General features: G+C 72.6%; 14 protein-coding genes. 4 read left to right on the forward strand and 10 right to left on the reverse strand.

What is annotated here, in order from left to right; all coding sequences use genetic code 11:
* From VIW71_RS21655 to infC, 8 genes are all read right to left on the reverse strand, one after another.
* The coding region (locus VIW71_RS21655; RefSeq protein ID WP_331624125.1) for a hypothetical protein at window positions 1–234 on the reverse strand (234 nt) is incomplete at its 3' end.
* A 348-nt stretch (window positions 235–582) separates the two neighbouring features.
* On the reverse strand, window positions 583–3,147 hold the full coding sequence (gene pheT, locus VIW71_RS21660) for a phenylalanine--tRNA ligase subunit beta (RefSeq protein ID WP_331624127.1): 2,565 nt from the start codon (window positions 3,145–3,147) through the stop codon (window positions 583–585).
* Window positions 3,147–4,286: a phenylalanine--tRNA ligase subunit alpha gene (gene pheS, locus VIW71_RS21665; RefSeq protein WP_331624129.1), complete on the reverse strand. Its 1,140-nt coding sequence runs from the start codon at window positions 4,284–4,286 to the stop codon at window positions 3,147–3,149. Before pheS ends, pheT begins: the two co-directional genes overlap by 1 nt.
* 178 nt (window positions 4,287–4,464) lie before the next feature.
* Entirely contained in the window at window positions 4,465–5,706 is a 1,242-nt protein-coding gene (locus tag VIW71_RS21670; RefSeq protein WP_331624130.1) for a sensor histidine kinase, read from the reverse strand.
* Between the two features lie 40 nt (window positions 5,707–5,746).
* Window positions 5,747–6,604, reverse strand: coding sequence for a TrmH family RNA methyltransferase (locus tag VIW71_RS21675; protein ID WP_331624131.1), 858 nt, complete (start codon window positions 6,602–6,604; stop codon window positions 5,747–5,749).
* 112 nt (window positions 6,605–6,716) lie between these two features.
* Complete coding sequence (gene rplT / locus VIW71_RS21680) at window positions 6,717–7,100, reverse strand: 50S ribosomal protein L20 (RefSeq protein ID WP_018564305.1); 384 nt, start codon at window positions 7,098–7,100, stop codon at window positions 6,717–6,719.
* 98 nt (window positions 7,101–7,198) lie between these two features.
* A complete protein-coding gene (gene rpmI / locus VIW71_RS21685) occupies window positions 7,199–7,393 on the reverse strand; it encodes a 50S ribosomal protein L35 (RefSeq protein ID WP_331624133.1) in 195 nt (64 codons plus the stop codon).
* Window positions 7,394–7,501: 108 nt separating this feature from the next.
* On the reverse strand, window positions 7,502–8,194 hold the full coding sequence (infC, locus tag VIW71_RS21690; RefSeq protein WP_331624134.1) for a translation initiation factor IF-3: 693 nt from the start codon (window positions 8,192–8,194) through the stop codon (window positions 7,502–7,504).
* A 275-nt stretch (window positions 8,195–8,469) separates the two neighbouring features.
* Between infC and VIW71_RS21695 the strand changes: the two genes are divergently transcribed.
* The 4 genes from VIW71_RS21695 (at window position 8,470) to VIW71_RS21710 (ending at window position 14,583) form a co-directional block, all read left to right on the forward strand.
* Window positions 8,470–8,850, forward strand: a complete 381-nt coding sequence (locus tag VIW71_RS21695; protein WP_331624136.1) for a DUF1844 domain-containing protein — start codon at window positions 8,470–8,472, stop codon at window positions 8,848–8,850.
* 670 nt (window positions 8,851–9,520) lie between these two features.
* Complete coding sequence (locus VIW71_RS21700) at window positions 9,521–10,531, forward strand: LacI family DNA-binding transcriptional regulator (protein WP_331624153.1); 1,011 nt, start codon at window positions 9,521–9,523, stop codon at window positions 10,529–10,531.
* Between the two features lie 415 nt (window positions 10,532–10,946).
* Window positions 10,947–12,863, forward strand: coding sequence for a GH32 C-terminal domain-containing protein (locus VIW71_RS21705; protein WP_331624137.1), 1,917 nt, complete (start codon window positions 10,947–10,949; stop codon window positions 12,861–12,863).
* Between the two features lie 220 nt (window positions 12,864–13,083).
* A complete protein-coding gene (locus VIW71_RS21710) occupies window positions 13,084–14,583 on the forward strand; it encodes a glycoside hydrolase family 32 protein (protein ID WP_331624138.1) in 1,500 nt (499 codons plus the stop codon).
* A 246-nt stretch (window positions 14,584–14,829) separates the two neighbouring features.
* On the opposite strand, the gene VIW71_RS21715 is transcribed toward VIW71_RS21710, so the two are convergent.
* Both VIW71_RS21715 and VIW71_RS21720 read right to left on the reverse strand, forming a co-directional pair.
* On the reverse strand, window positions 14,830–15,594 hold the full coding sequence (locus VIW71_RS21715) for an aquaporin (protein WP_331624139.1): 765 nt from the start codon (window positions 15,592–15,594) through the stop codon (window positions 14,830–14,832).
* 178 nt (window positions 15,595–15,772) lie between these two features.
* Window positions 15,773–16,510: an SseB family protein gene (locus tag VIW71_RS21720; RefSeq protein ID WP_331624140.1), complete on the reverse strand. Its 738-nt coding sequence runs from the start codon at window positions 16,508–16,510 to the stop codon at window positions 15,773–15,775.
* Window positions 16,511–16,518: the final 8 nt, after the last annotated feature.

Here is a 16,518-nt window from a genome sequence, read left to right on the forward strand (position 1 = left end):
CGGGATCGGCCCGCGCACCACCATCATGCGCGGGATCGGCCCGCGCACCAGCGTCAAGCACGGGGTCGGCCCCGGCATCGCCGTCATGCGCCGGATCGGCCTGCGCACCACCGTCAGGCACGGGGTCGGGCTGGCGAGCGCGGTCAAGCACGGCGCCGGCCCGCGCACCACCATCAAACCCGGGATCGGCCCGCGCACCACCGTCAAACACCGGATCGGCCCGGGCATCTCCATCAGGCGCGGGATCGGCCTGTGTGTCGGGTTCGCGCGTGGGCGGCGGGGGCCCGGGGTGGGCCTGGGCCTCCTCCGTGGCGGGCCGCTCGCCCGCTGTCCGATCGGCTCCTCGATCAGCCACGTCCGTTCTCCTCCTCGGACGACCAGAAGGACGCGTACCCAGCACCTGCCGCCACAGTCGCCCGGATCGGCGGGGGCGGCCACACCCGGTGGGCCGACCGAGGACCGGCAGGGGCGGCCACCAGGTGGTGGGGACGGGGCCCGGCAGACAAACCCCGCGTGCCGCCACCACGCGACTGGGGCCGCCCCCGTTCAAAGGAAGCGGCCCCGGCCGTACAGCACCACCTGTCAGGCGCCCCGCAGCACCGCACCCGTGCGGTCGGCCGCCGCCTCGACCGCGGCGTCCCGGGCGGCGGAGGCTTCCTCCGCGGTGAGGGTGCGGTCGGGGGCACGGAAGCGGAGGGCGTAGGCGAGGGACTTGCGGCCCTCGCCGATTTGCGGGCCGGTGAAGATGTCGAAGAGGCGGAGGGATTCCAGCAGGTCGCCGGCGCCGTCGCGGAGCGCGGCCTCGACGTCCGCGGCGGGGACGGCGGCGTCCACGACGAGGGCCACGTCCTGGGTGGCGACCGGGAAGGTGGAGACGCGGGGTACGGAGACCCGGACCCCGCCGGCCTGTTCGATCAGGTCGAGGTCGACCTCCATCGCGCAGGTCCGCTCGGGCAGCCCGAGCGCCTTGGTGACCCGTGGGTGCAGCTCACCGGCGTGACCGACCAGCAGCTCCGTACCCTCCTCGGCGGCCGAGGCGGCGACCAGCGCCGCGCACCGCCCGGGGTGGAACGGCGCGTACTGGTCCTGCCGGACGGTCAGAGCGACTCCGGCCTCGCGGGCCACCGTGCGGGCCGCCTCGATCGCGTCGGCCCAGGTCGCCGGGTAGCCCTGGCCCCACCAGCCGGCCTGCTCGCGGGCACCGGCCAGCACGGCGGCGACCCGTCGCGGCTGGTCGGGCAGCGCGGCCTCCAGCCCGGCGATCTCCTCCTCGGTCGGGCGCCGGTCGACCGGCAGCCGCGGCGGCGCCACGGGGTCGCCGGACGGGTGGAAGACCAGGCCGGTCTCGAAGAGCGCCAGATCGTGGGTGCCGCGCCCGACGTTGCGGCGCAGGGTGGCGAGCAGTCCGGGCAGCAGCGTGGTACGCAGCGCGGGCTCGGTGTCGTAGAGCGGGTTCGCGAGCGTGACCGTACGGCGCCGTTCGTCGTCCTCGTCCAGACCGAGCTGGTCGAAGACCTCCGCGCCGAGGAAGGGGTAGCTCGGCGCCTCGGCGTATCCGGCGCCGGCCAGCGCGCGGCCGACCCGGCGGCGCAGCAGCTGGGTGTCGGTCAGGCCGCGCCCGGACGGGAGCTGCGGCAGTGTCGAGGGCAGGTTCTCGTACCCCTCGAGGCGGATGACCTCCTCGGCGAGGTCATTGGGGAAGTTCAGGTCGGGCCGCCAGCTCGGCACGGTGACGATCAGCTCGTCGGAGCCTCCCCCGGAGCCTTCGGCCCGGGAGGTGCCCCCGACGTCGCAGCCGACGTCCTGGAGGCGCCGGACGACGGTCTCGCGGCCGTACTCGGTACCGGCGACGCGGTCCGGGTGGTCGGCGGGCATCGCGACGGTGCGCGGGGCGGACGGCGAGACGACCTCGGTGACGCCGGGCTCCGCGGTGCCGCCGGCCAGCAGGACCAGCAGGTCCACCGCCCGCTGGGCGGCGGCCGAGGTGGCCAGCGGGTCGGTGCCGCGCTCGAACCGGCGGGACGCCTCGGAGCCGAGCTTGTGGCGGCGCGCGGTGCGGGCGATGGCCACCGGCGCGAAGTGCGCGGCCTCGATGACGATCTCGGTGGTGCCGGAATCCTCACCGGACTCGGCGATCTCGGTGTGGGCGCCGCCCATCACACCGGCCAGTCCGATCGGCCCGCTGTCGTCGGTGATCACCAGGTCCTCGGCGTCCAGCACGCGCTGGGCGCCGTCCAGGGTGGTGAGCTTCTCGCCGGGCTGGGCGCGCCGCACCCCGACGGGCCCGTTCAGCCGGGCGCGGTCGTAGGCGTGCAGCGGCTGGCCGACCTCGAACATCACGTAGTTGGTGATGTCCACGGCGAGCGAGATGGGCCGCATGCCGACCTTCTGCAGCCGTCGCTGCAGCCAGATCGGGGAGTGCGCGTGCGGGTTGATCCCGGTGACGGTGCGGGCGGTGAAGCGGTCGCAGCCGATCGGGTCGGAGACCTTGACCGGGTGGCCGAACGCGTTGGGCGCGGGCACGTCGAGCAGTGCCGGGTCGCGCAGCGGCAGCCCGTAGGCGATCGCGGTCTCGCGGGCGACGCCGCGCAGCGACAGGCAGTAGCCGCGGTCCGGGGTGACGGCGATGTCCAGCACCTCGTCGACCAGTTCCAGCAGCCCGATCGCGTCGGTGCCGACCTCGTGCTCCGGCGGCAGCACGATGATGCCGTCGCCCCCCAGGGAATCCGGCGCGGTGTCGCCCATGCCCAGCTCGCGGGCGGAGCAGATCATGCCGTGCGAGGTGCGGCCGTACGTCTTGCGGGCCGAGATCTGGAAGTCGCCGGGCAGCACACCGCCGGGCAGCACGACGACGACCTTGTCGCCGACGGCGAAATTGCGGGCGCCGCAGACGATCTCCTGCGGCTCACCGGTGCTGTTGGCGTCACCGACGTCCACCGTGCAGAAGCGGATCGGCTTCTTGAAGCCCTCCAGCTCCTCGACGGTGAGCACCTGGCCGACGACCAGGGGGCCCTTGAGCCCGGCGCCGAGCTGCTCGACGGTCTCCACCTCGAGACCGGCGGAAATGAGCTTGGCCTGGACGTCGCGGCCGGTCTCACCGGCGGGCAGGTCGACGTACTCCCGCAGCCAAGAAAGCGGGACCCGCATCAGATCTCCATCCCGAACGGAAGGGTGAAGCGCACGTCACCCTCGACGATGTCTCGCATGTCCTCGACGTTGTGGCGGAACATGAGCATCCGCTCGATGCCGAAGCCGAACGCGAAGCCGCTGTACCTCTGCGGGTCCACGCCGCAGGCGGTGAGCACCTTCGGATTGACCATGCCGCAGCCGCCCAGCTCGATCCAGCCCTCGGAGGAGCAGGTACGGCAGGGGCGGTCCGGGTTGCCGACGGACTCGCCCCGGCACACGTAGCAGAGCATGTCCATCTCGGCGGACGGCTCGGTGAACGGGAAGAAGTTCGGCCGGAGCCGGGTCTTCATGCCCTCGCCGAAGAGCGAGACGACCATGTGGTCCAGGGTGCCCTTGAGGTCGGCCATGGTCAGGCCCTCGTCCACGGCCAGCAGCTCGACCTGGTTGAACACCGGGGTGTGGGTGGCGTCCAGCTCGTCGGAGCGGTAGACCCGGCCGGGGCAGACGACGTAGACGGGCGGCTCGCGGTCGAGCAGGGAGCGGATCTGCACCGGTGAGGTGTGGGTGCGCAGCACGATGCCCGATGAGTTCGCGGTGTCCGGCCCGTCGGCGCCCTCCGGGCTCTGGACGAAGAAGGTGTCCTGGGTTTCGCGGGCGGGGTGGTCGGGCGGGAAGTTGAGGGCGTCGAAGTTGAACCACTCGGCTTCGACCTCGGGGCCTTCGGCGACCTCGTAGCCCATGGCCACGAAGATGTCCTCGATCCGGTCGGACAGGGTGGTCAGCGGGTGGCGGGCGCCGGCCGGCACCCGGTCGTAGGGCAGGGAGACGTCCACCGCCTCCTCGACCAGTACGCGGGCGTCCCGCTCGGCCGCCAGCTCGCTCTGGCGAGCGGCGAGCGCCTGGTTGACCGCGCCGCGGGCCTGCCCGACACGCTTGCCGGCCTCGGCCTTGGCCTGCGGCGGCAGCGCACCGATCTCCCGGTTGGCGAGCGCGAGCGGCGAGGTGCCGCCGGTGTGCGCGGTCTTCACTTGGGCGAGCGCGTCGAGGTCGGCGGCGGACGCGATCGCGGCGAGCGCGTCGTCGCGCATCCGCTCGATCTGTTCCGGCTGCAACGCCTCGACCTCGACAGGGTCGTACGACTTGTTCGGTGCCGACATCTCTTCCCGTTCCGAATCGGATGCTGTGTGGGGTACCTCCCAGGCTGAAAGCTCTGGGGGAGGCTCTGCCCGGACACATGCCAAGGCCCGAGTCTACTGGCGCCGCGAGGACCGGCTGCTCCGCGCCCGTCGGCGGTCCGTCGGAGGGCCTGCCGGCGGCTGCGGGCGCTCGGGCGGCTCAGGCCAGGAAGGACGGTGCCCCGACGGGCAGGACAAACCGGAACTCGGCGCCGCCGCCGGGTGCGCGGCCGACCGAGATGGTGCCGCCGTGCGCCTCGACGATGCCCTTGACGATGTAGAGGCCCAGTCCCGTGCCGCCGCGCTTGCTGCCGCGCCAGAACCGGGTGAACACGCGCCCCATCGACTCCTCCGGAATGCCGGGGCCCTCGTCGCTCACGGTGACCGCCGTGGCGGCGTGCGGACGCTCGCCCGGCGTGGACGAGGGCGCCACGTCGATGGTGACGGTTCCCTCGCCGTGCCGCACCGCGTTTTCCAGCAGGTTGCCGAGTACCTGGTCCACCTTGTCCGGGTCGGCCCACAGTGCGGGCAGCGGCTCGTGGACGTGGATCCGGAACCGGTCGGCGGGCTGGCCGGCGGCGACATGGCCGTCCACGTGGCGCCGTACGGCGGTGGCGAGGTCGACCGGCTGGCGGCGTACCTCCAGGCGTCCGGAGTCGATCCGGGAGATGTCCAGCAGTTCGGCGATGAGCCGGGTGACGCGGTTGGCGTCGGCGTCCACCGTCTCCAGCATCAGCTTCTTCTGGTCCTCGGTGAACCGTTCCCACTTGGCCAGCAGGGTGGCGGTGAAGCCCTTCACGGAGGTGAGCGGGGAGCGCAGTTCGTGAGCGACGGTGGCGATCAGTTCGGCGTGGCTGCGTTCGGTACGGCGCCGGGCCTCGGTGCCGCGCAGGGTGACCACCAGCCGCCGCACCGGCCCGCCGGGCTGCCCCCGGACGTACCGAGCGGCTACCAGCACCTCGCGGCCGCCGGGCAGCAGCAGATTGCGCTCCGGCTGGCCGACCCGGATGGCCAGGCCCCCGTAGGGGTCGGTGAGCTGCCACCAGCGGCGGCCTTCGAGGTCTTCCAGCGGCAGTGCCTGCTCGACGGGCCGGCCGAGCACATCGCCGGGGCGCAGTGCGGTGATCCGGGCGGCGGCGGCGTTGAAGCAGATCACCCGGCCGTCCTCGTCGGCGACGACCAGGCCGTCGGGGAGGTCGTCGGGGTCGATGCCCAGATGGTCGGTGGCGGCCGGGCCGGTGCCGGAGTCGCCGTTCTGCGGCCGGTCGGGGTCCGTGCGGCCGTCGTCCCGCAGGCCGATGCGCGGCTGACCGGCGGCGGGCAGCTCGGTCCTCGGGCCGGCCGGACCCGCGGACCAGCCGACGAGCGCACCACGCACGCCGTTCTGCGGCATCACATCCATGCCCGCAACCCCCTCTCAGGGCCCCCGGCCCGCCACCCTACTAGGTGCGGGTCACGCCGCGGCACCCTCCGGGCGCACGCTGCGCCCGTGCCGAGGCGTACAGGCACACGGCGGCGGCCGTGGCGAGGTTCAGGCTCTCCGCACGGCCGTGGATCGGGACCCGCACCACCTCGTCGGCGAGCGCCCGCGTCTCCTCGGGCAGGCCCCACGCCTCGTTGCCGAAGATCCAGGCGGTGGGGCCGGCCATGGTGTCCTCGTCCAGCTCGGCGTCCAGGTCCCGCTCCCCCGCGCCGTCGGCGGCCAGCACCCGTACGCCCGCGGCGCGCAGCCCGGTCACCGCCTCCGCCACCGGTACGCCGACCGCGACCGGCAGGTGGAAGAGGCTGCCGGCCGAGGCCCGTACCGCCTTCGGGTTGTACGGGTCCACCGACGCGTCGGTCAGCACCACCGCGTCCGCCCCGGCCGCGTCGGCGCACCGCAGCACGGTGCCGGCGTTGCCGGGGTCCCGTACATGGGCGAGTACGGCGACCAGCCGGGGCCGCGAGGCGAGGATCGCCTCGAACGGCGAGTCGACGAAGCGGCAGACGCCGACCAGGCCCTGCGGGGTGACGGTGTCGGAGATCTCCGCGACGACCTCGGGGGTCGCGGTCAGTACGGGCGCGCCCGCCGCGCGGGCCGCCGCGACGATCTCCGCGTGCCGCTCGGCCGCCTCCGGCGTGGCGTACAGCTCGATCAGCGTCCGCCCCGCCCCGCTGCCGGGATGCGCGATCGCCTCCCGCACCGCCTGCGGGCCCTCCACCAGGAACCGCCGTTCCTTCCCCCGGAAGCTGCGCTTCCCCAGCCGGTGCGCGGCGGTCACCCGCGCGGAACGCAGGGAGGTCAACTCGGGGGTGGGCATGGGGATCGTCTCTTCCTCGGGGCGGAGGCCAGCAGGGTTTCCGCCGCAGCGGACAGCACACGGGTCCGCAGGCGCGAAGCCTACGGACCCGGAACCGCGAACCGGCGCGGCGTCACGCCGCCTTGGGCGCGTTGACGTCGGAGGGCAGAGCCTTCTGCGCCACCTCGACCAGCGCCGCGAAGGCGTTCGCGTCGTTGACGGCCAGCTCCGCGAGGATCTTGCGGTCCACCTCGACGTTGGCGGCCTTGAGACCCTGGATGAAGCGGTTGTAGGTGATGCCGTTGGCGCGGGCCGCGGCGTTGATCCGCTGGATCCACAGCTGACGGAAGTCGCCCTTGCGCTTCTTTCGGTCGTTGTAGTTGTAGACCAGGGAGTGGGTGACCTGCTCCTTGGCCTTGCGGTACAGGCGCGAACGCTGACCGCGGTAACCGCTGGCCTGCTCGAGGATCGCCCGGCGCTTCTTCTGGGCGTTGACTGCCCTCTTGACGCGTGCCACTTGATTACTCCTTCTAGGGGACCGCGGTGGTACTCACACGGCCCGAAAGCGAATGGGATCCCGGATCGGACGGCGCGCCCCGGTCCGGGGCGCGTCGGTCACTTGCCGAGAAGCTTCTTGATCTTCTTCGCGTCCGGCTTGGCCACCTCGACCGTGCCGGTCAGCGCGCGCGTCTTGCTGGACGGCTTGTGCTCAAGCAGGTGGCGCTTGCCGGCGCGCTCACGCAGCACCTTGCCGGAGCCGGTGATCTTGAAGCGCTTGCTGGTACCGCTGTGCGTCTTGTTCTTCGGCATGGCGCCGTGATCTCCTCGTCGCTGGCCCTCCCGGCCGCCGGTGGGCGTACGGGAAGCGTCAGTTCTGCGTTACGGACCCGGAGCCGGGGGGCTCCGGGAGTGTTCGGGTCAGCCGGCGTCTGCCGGGGCCTGCGCCGATTCCTCGCCGGCGGCGTCGCTCTGGCGACTCGCCTTGCGGGCGGCCTGGGCCTCACGGGCTTCGGCCATGGCCTCGGTCTTCTTCTTGTGCGGACCGAGAACCATGATCATGTTGCGGCCGTCCTGCTTGGGGTTCGACTCGATGAAGCCGAGCTCCTGGACGTCCTCCGCGAGCCGCTGCAGCAGCCGGTAGCCGAGCTCCGGCCGGGACTGCTCGCGACCACGGAACATGATCGTGATCTTGACCTTGTCGCCCTGCTTGAGGAACCGGACGACGTGACCCTTTTTGGTGTCGTAGTCGTGCGGATCGATCTTCGGCCGGAGCTTCATCTCCTTGATGACCGTGTGCGCCTGGTTCTTGCGCGCCTCACGGGCCTTCATGGCCGACTCGTACTTGAACTTTCCGTAGTCCATGAGCTTGCACACAGGCGGACGGGCGTTCGCCGCGACCTCGACCAGGTCGAGGTCGTACTCCTGCGCAAGCTCCAGGGCCTTGGCAAGCGGCACGATGCCGACCTGCTCGCCACTGGGACCGACAAGTCGCACCTCGGGAACGCGAATCCGGTCGTTGATGCGGGGCTCGGCGCTGATGGGGCCTCCTCGGTTGCACCACGCGACTGACTGGCCGACAGCCGCGCTCGATTCTCTTCGTCCGACCCGCACTCGGGCGCACAAAACGCCCCGTACGGGACACAGGCGGGGCTCCTCACAACCGGGAGCACCGCCGCGTTATTCCGCGGGGCGCATCGGACGGCGTGGAATCAGCGGTGCTGACCGGACCGTCTGACCGGAACCCGTCGGCCTGTCCGGCCGACCAGGTGGGAGATCGGAGCTCCACTTGTTGGCCGGACACACTGAATGTCCGACCGGTCGTGCTCCCACCATACCAGCGCAGGCCCCGAGGCCGTAATCGGCGGGACGGGGCATATCGTGTCCGCATGAGCGACGCGTCCCCCCCTCCTTCCTCCGCCGACTCCTCCGGCACTCCCGGTTTCGACGAGCTCACGCGCGACATCGCGGACGTGCCGGCGGTGGAGGTGATCACCACGGTGGCGGTGCACCTGATGAGCGCCGCCGCGGTCAATCTGGGCCTGGCCGAGGAAGGCGCGGAGCACAAGGACCTGGACGAGGCGCGCAAGCTCATCCAGGCGCTGGCCGGTCTGGTGACGGCCGGCGCGACCGAGATCAGCTCCTTCCACGCGGCCCCGCTGCGGGACGGGCTGAAGTCCTTGCAGCTCGCGTTCCGTGAGGCGTCGGTGATCCCGGACGAGCCGGGCCAGGGCCCGGGCGAGAAGTACACCGGGCCGGTCTACGGCTAGGGCCTCCCCGAGGACAAGAACCGGTGGGGCCGCGGCACCCGGACCGGCGTCCGCGCGCCCGACCTCGGCCGGCCGACACCGACCTCGGCGCGCCCCTCGCCGGGGAATGCGCGAGCTGAAGCGCCGCACCGCCCGCCTCGCCCGCGGGGTCGCCGTGTCCCGCCTCGGCCCGGAGGCCGCTGCCGGGCGCGGCGCACTCGGTCGTACGCTCCGTACTGGACGAGCCGGCGAGCGTGACCGACGAGGCGTGACGGGCTTCCCACACCCCACTTCCCGGTGACCTCGTTGTCCGCAGACCGGGAGTGTTCCGGCGACCTCGTTGTCCGCAGCCCCGGAGTGGTCCGCGTGCCGTCCCGCCGCACATCGTCGCGCGGCAGCCGCAGCGGCGCGACGGCATCGGCGTTCTCGAAGGCCCTGGCGTACCGCTCGGACAGCACGGGGCGCTCCGCGTGCGGTGGCTGACGGGAGGCGTCCCCGGTCCGGGCGACCGCGAGCCGGGCACGGGCGCACCGCAGCGGGCCGAGGCACACCGCAGCCCGCTGGATAACGGTTTTATTACGCGGCGACCGCCCTATCGACACGGACGTAACCCTGGCGCAACAATCCCGTCAATCGTTCTACGTAAATCGTTTGACGCAACGGGGTGACGGCTGTGGTGACGCTCAAGGACGTGGCGGCCCGAGCGGGAGTATCGGTTTCCACCGTCTCGCTCGTGATCAATGGCCGCGACTCCGGACGGGTGAAGCCCGCCATCGGGGAGCGGGTCCGGCGGGCCGCCGAGGAACTCGGCTACACCCCCAACCTGCTGGCTCGCAGCCTGCGCACGAACCAGACGCACACGATCGGCCTGCTCTCCGACATGGTGGCGAGCACACCGTTCGCGGGCCGGATGCTCGCCGGGGCGCAGGAGGCGGCATGGGAGGCCGGGTGCCTGCTGCTTCTGATCGACACCGGCGGGAACGTCGAGATGGAGCAGAGCGCGGTGCAGGCGCTGGCCCAGCGCAATGTCGACGCGCTCATCTACGCCTCGATGTACCACCGGAAGATCAACCTCCCCGAGTTTCCGGAAGGACTGCCGTTCGTCGTCCTCGACGGCCGCCCGTCCGTCGATCTGCCGACGGTCGACTGGGTGGTGCCCGACGAGGAGGGCGGCGCTCGGGCAGCGGTCGAGTTCCTGATCCGGGCCGGCCACACCCGGATCGGCTTCTGCACGGTCGTGGAGGACATCCCGGCCGCGAGTGAACGACTTGCGGCATACCGGTCCGCATTGCTGGAGCACGGGCTGGGCTACGACCCCGGACTCGTGGCCCGGGGCGCCACCGGCGACGCCCACAGCGGTCTGCGGACCGCGCGTGAACTCCTCGACCGCCCCGATCGGCCGACCGCGCTCTTCTGCTACAACGACCGCGTTGCGATGGGCGCCTACCGGGCTGCCCGCCACCTCGGGCTGAGTATCCCCGGTGATGTCTCGATCGTCGGCTTCGACAACCAGGAGAACATCGCGGACGCCCTGGAGCCCACTCTGACAACCGTCGCCCTGCCGCACTACGAGATGGGTGCGTGGGCCGCCCGCCGGACGCTCGCACTGTCCGGCTCCACCACCACCGAGAGCGAGCACAAGCGCATGCCGTGCCACCTCGTCGTCCGCGAGTCGGTGGCGCCCCCTGGGAGGAACTCATGAGTCTGACTCGAACGCCGTCGGCGCCACCCGACGTCGTCCCGCCGGCATCCCCGCCTGGGCGACCGCGTGGCAGCGGCGGCCGGTGGGCCCGGATCTGGCGCGCCCGGCAGCTGTACCTCCTGCTCGCACCGACAATGGTCTATTTCGTCGTCTTCAAGTACTGGCCCATGTACGGCGTGCAGATCGCCTTCCGGGACTACCGGCCGGACGCGGGATTCCTCGGCAGCCCCTGGGTGGGGTTCAAACACTTCGAACGGTTCTTCCACTCCTACCAGTTCTGGGACATCTTCAGTAACACGGTCCCGCGCCGCCGACGCGGTCCCGTACGCCGAGTCCCTCAGCGTCGAGGTGTGGTTCGCGCCCGCGGCGGTCGGCGCGGCCGGGCTGGTCAGCGCCCTCGCCGCGGATCTGCCCCGTGGCTACGAGCTGCACCCGGGACGGGCGGCCGGCCTTCCAGGTCGGCCGGGGCGATGTCCTGCTGGAGGCGCAGTCGGCCGAAGCGCTGCCACTGGGCGCCTGGAGCCACTGCGCGGGTACGTATGACGCCACGACCGGCGAGGCCCGGCTGTACGTCGACGGACACCTCGCGGGAACCGCGCGCCGTCCGCCGGCGGCCGTCGCCGCGACGGCCGTGGATCTCCAGATCGGGCGCAGCTCCCGCGCCGCCAGGATCGGGGAGGTGTTCCGGTCCGGCGTGGCCTGCGGCCTGCTGGGGCCGGTGAGCATCCACGGACGGGCGCTGGACGCGGCGGAAGTGGCGGCCCGGCAACGGCCGATGCCGGCGGAACCGGACCTGACCGTCCCGGCAGAGCGGTTCGCAGGCGACCCGCATCGGCCGGTCTACCACTTCCTGCCGCCCCGTCACTGGATGAACGAGCCCCACGCGCCGCTGCACCACCAGGGCCTGCACCACATCTTCTACCAGCGCAATCCGCTCGGTCCCTACTGGTCCCGGATCACCTGGGGACACGCCGTCAGCGAGGACCTGGTCAACTGGCGGCATCTGCCCGACGCGCTCACTCCCGACACGGTCCCGGTCGCGCCGGACGGTATCTGGTCGGGCAGCGCCACCGTAGACGGTGACGGCGCCCCCGTGCTCTTCTTCACCGCCGGAGACGACCGCCGTACGCCCAATCAGGCCGTCGGGCTCGCTCGCGGGGCGGGCGGCGGCCGGGAGCTGACCCGCTGGACGCCGGGACCGTCGCCGGTGGTCGAACTGGACCCCTCCCTCGGCACCGGCCATGGCCCGGTCGTGGCCGGCCAGTTCCGCGACCCGTTCGTCTGGCGGGAGGGCGGCAGCTGGTTCATGCTCGTCGGAGCAGGCGTGGAGGGGGTCGGCGGCACCGCCCTGCTGTACGAGTCCGGCGATCTCGAACGGTGGAGTCAGGTGGGCCCGTTCATGGTCGGCGACGCGGGCCGCCGGCCGGAGACCGGCGTCATGTGGGAGCTGCCGATCCTGCTGCCGCTGGGGGCTGATGCCCAGGGCCGTCCCAAGCACGTCTTCCTCGTCAGTCCGTGGTGGCCGGCGCCGGGTCCGCACTCGCTCACCTACGCCTGGTACTGGATCGGCACGTGGGACGCCGCAGCTCGCACATGGACCCCCGACGACCCCGCCCCCCGTCACTTCGACTACGGCGCCCATTTCACCGGCCCCACCGGCACCGTGGACGCCGCCGGCCGCGCACTGCTGTGGAGCATCGCCCAGGACCGCCGCGGCGACGCCGACCACCACCGCAGCGGCTGGGCGCACAATGCCGGGCTGCCGCTCGAACTGAGCCTCGGTGAAGACGGTGACCTGCGCATAGCGCCGGTCACCGAGCTTGCCGGGCTGCGCGGCCCCGCCCACCTCGACCTGCACGCCCCGAGCGTGGAGGAGGCCGCAGCGGCCCTGGCCACCGTCAGCGGCGACCTGCTCGAACTCCGCCTGGAGGCCGCTCTCTCCGGCTCTGCCCGGGTGGAGCTCCAGGTCCGCCGCTCGCCGGACGGGCAGGAACGCACCGTCATCGCGTATGACGCGGCACGGGAGGCGTTCGGTGTCGACCGGACGCGCACGGGCGGAGCGTCCCCCGAGGTCGCCCCCGTACGGGAGGGCCCCCTCCGGTTGGCGGGCGGGCGGCTGCGCCTGCGGGTGTTCCTCGACCGGTCGATGGTCGAGGCGTACGCGAACGAGCAGCGCAGCATCACCACCCGCACCTACCCCACCCGCCAGGACGCCCTCGGCCTGGCCCTGGCCACCGACGGCGAGGCCACCGTCCACCGCCTGACCGTCTGGCCGCTCACCCCGGCAACCACCGAGCAGGTCGTCGCCCGGACGCGGAAAGGACCTCGGTGAGGCCCCCGGCGAAACCCCCCGCACGGGCGCCGCCCGCGGGCAGCCCGAGCGGCGGCACCCGCGAGTCCGGCGAACACCGGGGCGCATGCGACCACATCGGCACGGAAGGCCGGCTCAGGATCGTCGGCACACGCGGTCGGCGGCCGGGGACCTGCCGCCATCGACGGCCTCGGTGTCCCCGTGCGGCCCCGAACCCTGCACCACAGCCCAAGGAGGATTTATGCATCTGCCCCCGGACCACGTCCTGCCCGGCCATACGGCGGGCGGGCACCCGGGGATCGGCCCAGCCGAACCCTACCGGCCGCAGCTGCACTACACGCCCGAGCGGAACTGGATGAACGACCCGAACGGGCTCGTCTGGCACGAGGGCGAGTACCACCTCTTCTACCAGTACAACCCCGAGGGCAACGACTGGGGGAACATATCCTGGGGGCACGCGGTCAGCCGGGACCTGGTGCACTGGGACGAGCTCGCGGTCGCGATTCCCGCCACCGAGGACGAGCACATCTTCTCCGGGTGCGCCGTCGTGGACGAGCACAACACCAGCGGGTTCGGAGAGTCGGCCCTGGTCGCCGTCTACACCGCCTGGCACCCCGAGAGCAGGATCCAGGCCCAGTCCCTGGCGTACAGCACGGACCGGGGCCGGACCTGGACCAAGTACGAGGGGAACCCGGTCCTCGACATCGGCTCGACGGAGTTCCGCGACCCCAAGGTCTTCTGGTACGAGCCGGGCGGATACTGGGTGATGGCCGTCGTGCACGCCCTGGAGTGGAAGATCACCTTCTACCGCTCCGACGATCTGAAGCAGTGGACCCGGCTCAGCGACTTCGGCCCGGCCAACGCGACGGGCGGCATCTGGGAAGTGCCCGACATCTTCGAACTCCCCGTGGACGGCGACCCGGAGAGGAAGAAGTGGGTGCTGGCGGTCAGCCTCAATCCGGGAGGCGTCGCCGGCGGGTCCGGCGCCCAGTACTTCATCGGCGACTTCGACGGTGTGACCTTCACCGCCGACAACCTGACGTCCGACCCGGAGCGCTACTCCTGGGTCGACTACGGCAGGGACTTCTACGCCGCGGTCTCGTGGAACAACGCGCCGGGTGGCGAGCGGATCTGGATCGGCTGGATGAACAACTGGGCCGACGCCACCCACGCGCCCACCACTCCCTGGCGCGGCGCGCAGAGCCTGCCCCGTACGCTTGCGCTCCGGACTGTCGGGGACGAGATCCGGCTGGTCCAGCAGCCCGTCGAGGCGGTCGAGACGCTTCGGCGCGGCCCCGCTTCCACGCTGCGCGACCACGAGGTGGAGCCCGGCAGGGCGACCTTGCCGGTGCGGGGCGGCGCCCTGGAGATCGCCGCGGAGTTCGAACTCGGTACGGCGGAGCGATTCGGCCTGGTCGTCCGCGGCGGCACGGCCGGTGAGGGCACCCTCCTCGGCTACGACACGACGTCCGGTGAACTCTTCGTGGACCGGAGCGGCTCGGGTGCGACCGGTTCAAGCCCCGACTTCCCCGGCCGCCACGGCGGGCCGCTGCCGGCCGTCGGCGGCCGGGTGAGGTTCACCGCCTACGTCGACTGGTCGTCGGTCGAGGTCTTCGGGGATCGCGGCCAGACCGTCATCACCGACCTGATCTTTCCCGGCGCCGCCAGCCAGGACCTCGGGCTCTTCGCCGAGGGCGGCACGGTCACACTGCGCTCTCTGGAGGTCTGGCCCCTGGCCTGAGCCCGGCGGTTCGGCAGGTCCCGCGATCGGCGTGAGCCGTGTACCGCACCCGCCAACGGCGGCGACGGCCACCGGGACCGGCAGCCGGTGGCCGCCGCCGCTCGCAGGCCGGGCACCGCGGGCGGTGACGGAAGCGGTCGGGTGTGCCCGTCAGGGAGCGGCGTCCGGTGCGGTGTGTCGCGGGGCGCCGGACCGGCCTCGTCGTGGGCCCGCCCGGGGCTGTGGTGCCGCCGGCTGGAACGGTCGTCACGTCTCCCGCTCGTCCCTCCGGGCGGCCTGCTCCGCCTCGTCGGCCGCCGCGCGGGCGGCGTGGAGCGCGGCGAGGGCGGGCTGCGTCAGCTGGTGCACCACGGCCGCGAGCGCGCTGCCGACCAGCGGCGCGACCAGGAAGAGCCAAACCTGGGTGAGGGCCGGGCTGCCCGCGAAGATCGCCGGGGCCAGGCTGCGCACCGGGTTGACCGAGGTGCCGGTGACCGGGATGCCGATCAGGTGGACCACGGTGAGCGCGAAGCCGATGGGCAGTCCGGCCAAGCCCACCACCGCGACCCGGTGGGTGACCGCGAGCCACACGTAGACCAGCAGGAACGTGAGGATCACCTCGGTCACGAACGCGCCGAAGATGTTGACGCCGACCGCCGAGCGGTAACCGTAGCCGTTGGTGCCGAAGGCACCGTGCGTCTGCAGGCCCGGCACCTGCTTGGCGACCATCAGCAGCAGCGCGGCTCCCGCGATGCCGCCGAGGATCTGGGCGATCCAGTACTCGACGGCCGTGCGTACGGTGATCCGCCCGGCGAGCAGCACGCCCAGCGTCACCGCCGGGTTGACATGGCTGCCGGAGATCGGGCCGATCGCGTAGGCCAGCGCCACCAGGACGAAGCCGAAGGTCAGGGCGATGCCCAGGGTGCCGATGTAATCGCCCGACAGCACGGCGGAGCCGACCGCGAGGAAGACCAGCAGGAGCGTGCCGAGGAACTCACAGGTGACGGTGCGCGTGTCCATTCGCGTGTCCATCGGGCCTCCTCGTGACGATGAAGCCTGCACCTGCATTGTGACGCGCGGGATTCAAGTGCACATCTCGGGCGAAACCGGGGAGGGAGGGGCGGATGTCCCGTTTCCCGCGGCCACCAAGGGGGCACGCCGAGCGGAGGGGGGACGGGACTCGACCGACAGAGCCGGCGGAGCGGCGTACTCAACGCGTGAAGAGCGGTTCCCCGGGGACCGCCGCGCCCGGCGGCAGCAGGGCGAGGTCCAGACCCTGGACGAGGGCGGCCCGCAGCACCTCGTCCGCGGCGAGTACGGCGGCCACGCCGCGGCCGGTCGCGGCGGCGTCCGCGTCCGGCGCCAGGACCAGGCCGAGCGTACCGTCGCTGCCGGACTGTCCGGCCGCCAGGTGGGCCCGTACGACACCGGGCTCGGCGGCCACCGCGGCCCGCAGCGCCTCCCGCACGGCGGGGTCGGCCAGCGGGTCCCGGCGGCCCGGACCGAGCGCGGCGGCGCGCAGCGCGGGCCCGGTCAGCTCGTACGTGACCGGTCCGGCCAGGTCGATCAGCAGCGTGTCGGCCCGCTCGTGGGCCAGCGCCGCCAGCGCCCGCGGCAGCGGTACGGCGACCGGGCGCGCGTCCGGCCGCCAGCGGGCCAGCGACCCGGTGGAGGTGAACGCGGGCAGTGCGCGCCGCCCGTCCGGCGCCTGGATGGTCGGCACCGCCATGTCGCTGCTCTTCTCCCGGCGCAGCCCGTCGGCCCCGGTCTCCGCCTCGCCGAGCACCGCGACGACCGGCACCAGCAGCCGTGCGCCGTGCAGCGCCGCCAGCACGGCCGCCTCCGTGCCGCGGTCCTGCGCGTACCCGGCCAGCGCGGCGGCCAGCGCCGGGTCCGCGGCACCGTCGTCGTCGGAGAAACCGGAGTCCGGGATGTTCTTCAGCGCCACACCGGAAC

Source organism: Streptomyces sp. (genome assembly GCF_036524955.1).
GTDB lineage: Bacteria > Actinomycetota > Actinomycetes > Streptomycetales > Streptomycetaceae > Actinacidiphila.

Coding starts and splice junctions, on each gene's coding strand:
- pheT (WP_331624127.1), bottom strand. CDS start 3,147: ATGCGGGTCCCGCTTTCTTGGCTGCGGGAGTACGTCGACCTGCCCGCC.
- pheS (WP_331624129.1), bottom strand. CDS start 4,286: ATGTCGGCACCGAACAAGTCGTACGACCCTGTCGAGGTCGAGGCGTTG.
- VIW71_RS21670 (WP_331624130.1), bottom strand. CDS start 5,706: ATGGATGTGATGCCGCAGAACGGCGTGCGTGGTGCGCTCGTCGGCTGG.
- VIW71_RS21675 (WP_331624131.1), bottom strand. CDS start 6,604: ATGCCCACCCCCGAGTTGACCTCCCTGCGTTCCGCGCGGGTGACCGCC.
- rpmI (WP_331624133.1), bottom strand. CDS start 7,393: ATGCCGAAGAACAAGACGCACAGCGGTACCAGCAAGCGCTTCAAGATC.
- VIW71_RS21695 (WP_331624136.1), top strand. CDS start 8,470: ATGAGCGACGCGTCCCCCCCTCCTTCCTCCGCCGACTCCTCCGGCACT.
- VIW71_RS21710 (WP_331624138.1), top strand. CDS start 13,084: ATGCATCTGCCCCCGGACCACGTCCTGCCCGGCCATACGGCGGGCGGG.
- VIW71_RS21715 (WP_331624139.1), bottom strand. CDS start 15,594: ATGGACACGCGAATGGACACGCGCACCGTCACCTGTGAGTTCCTCGGC.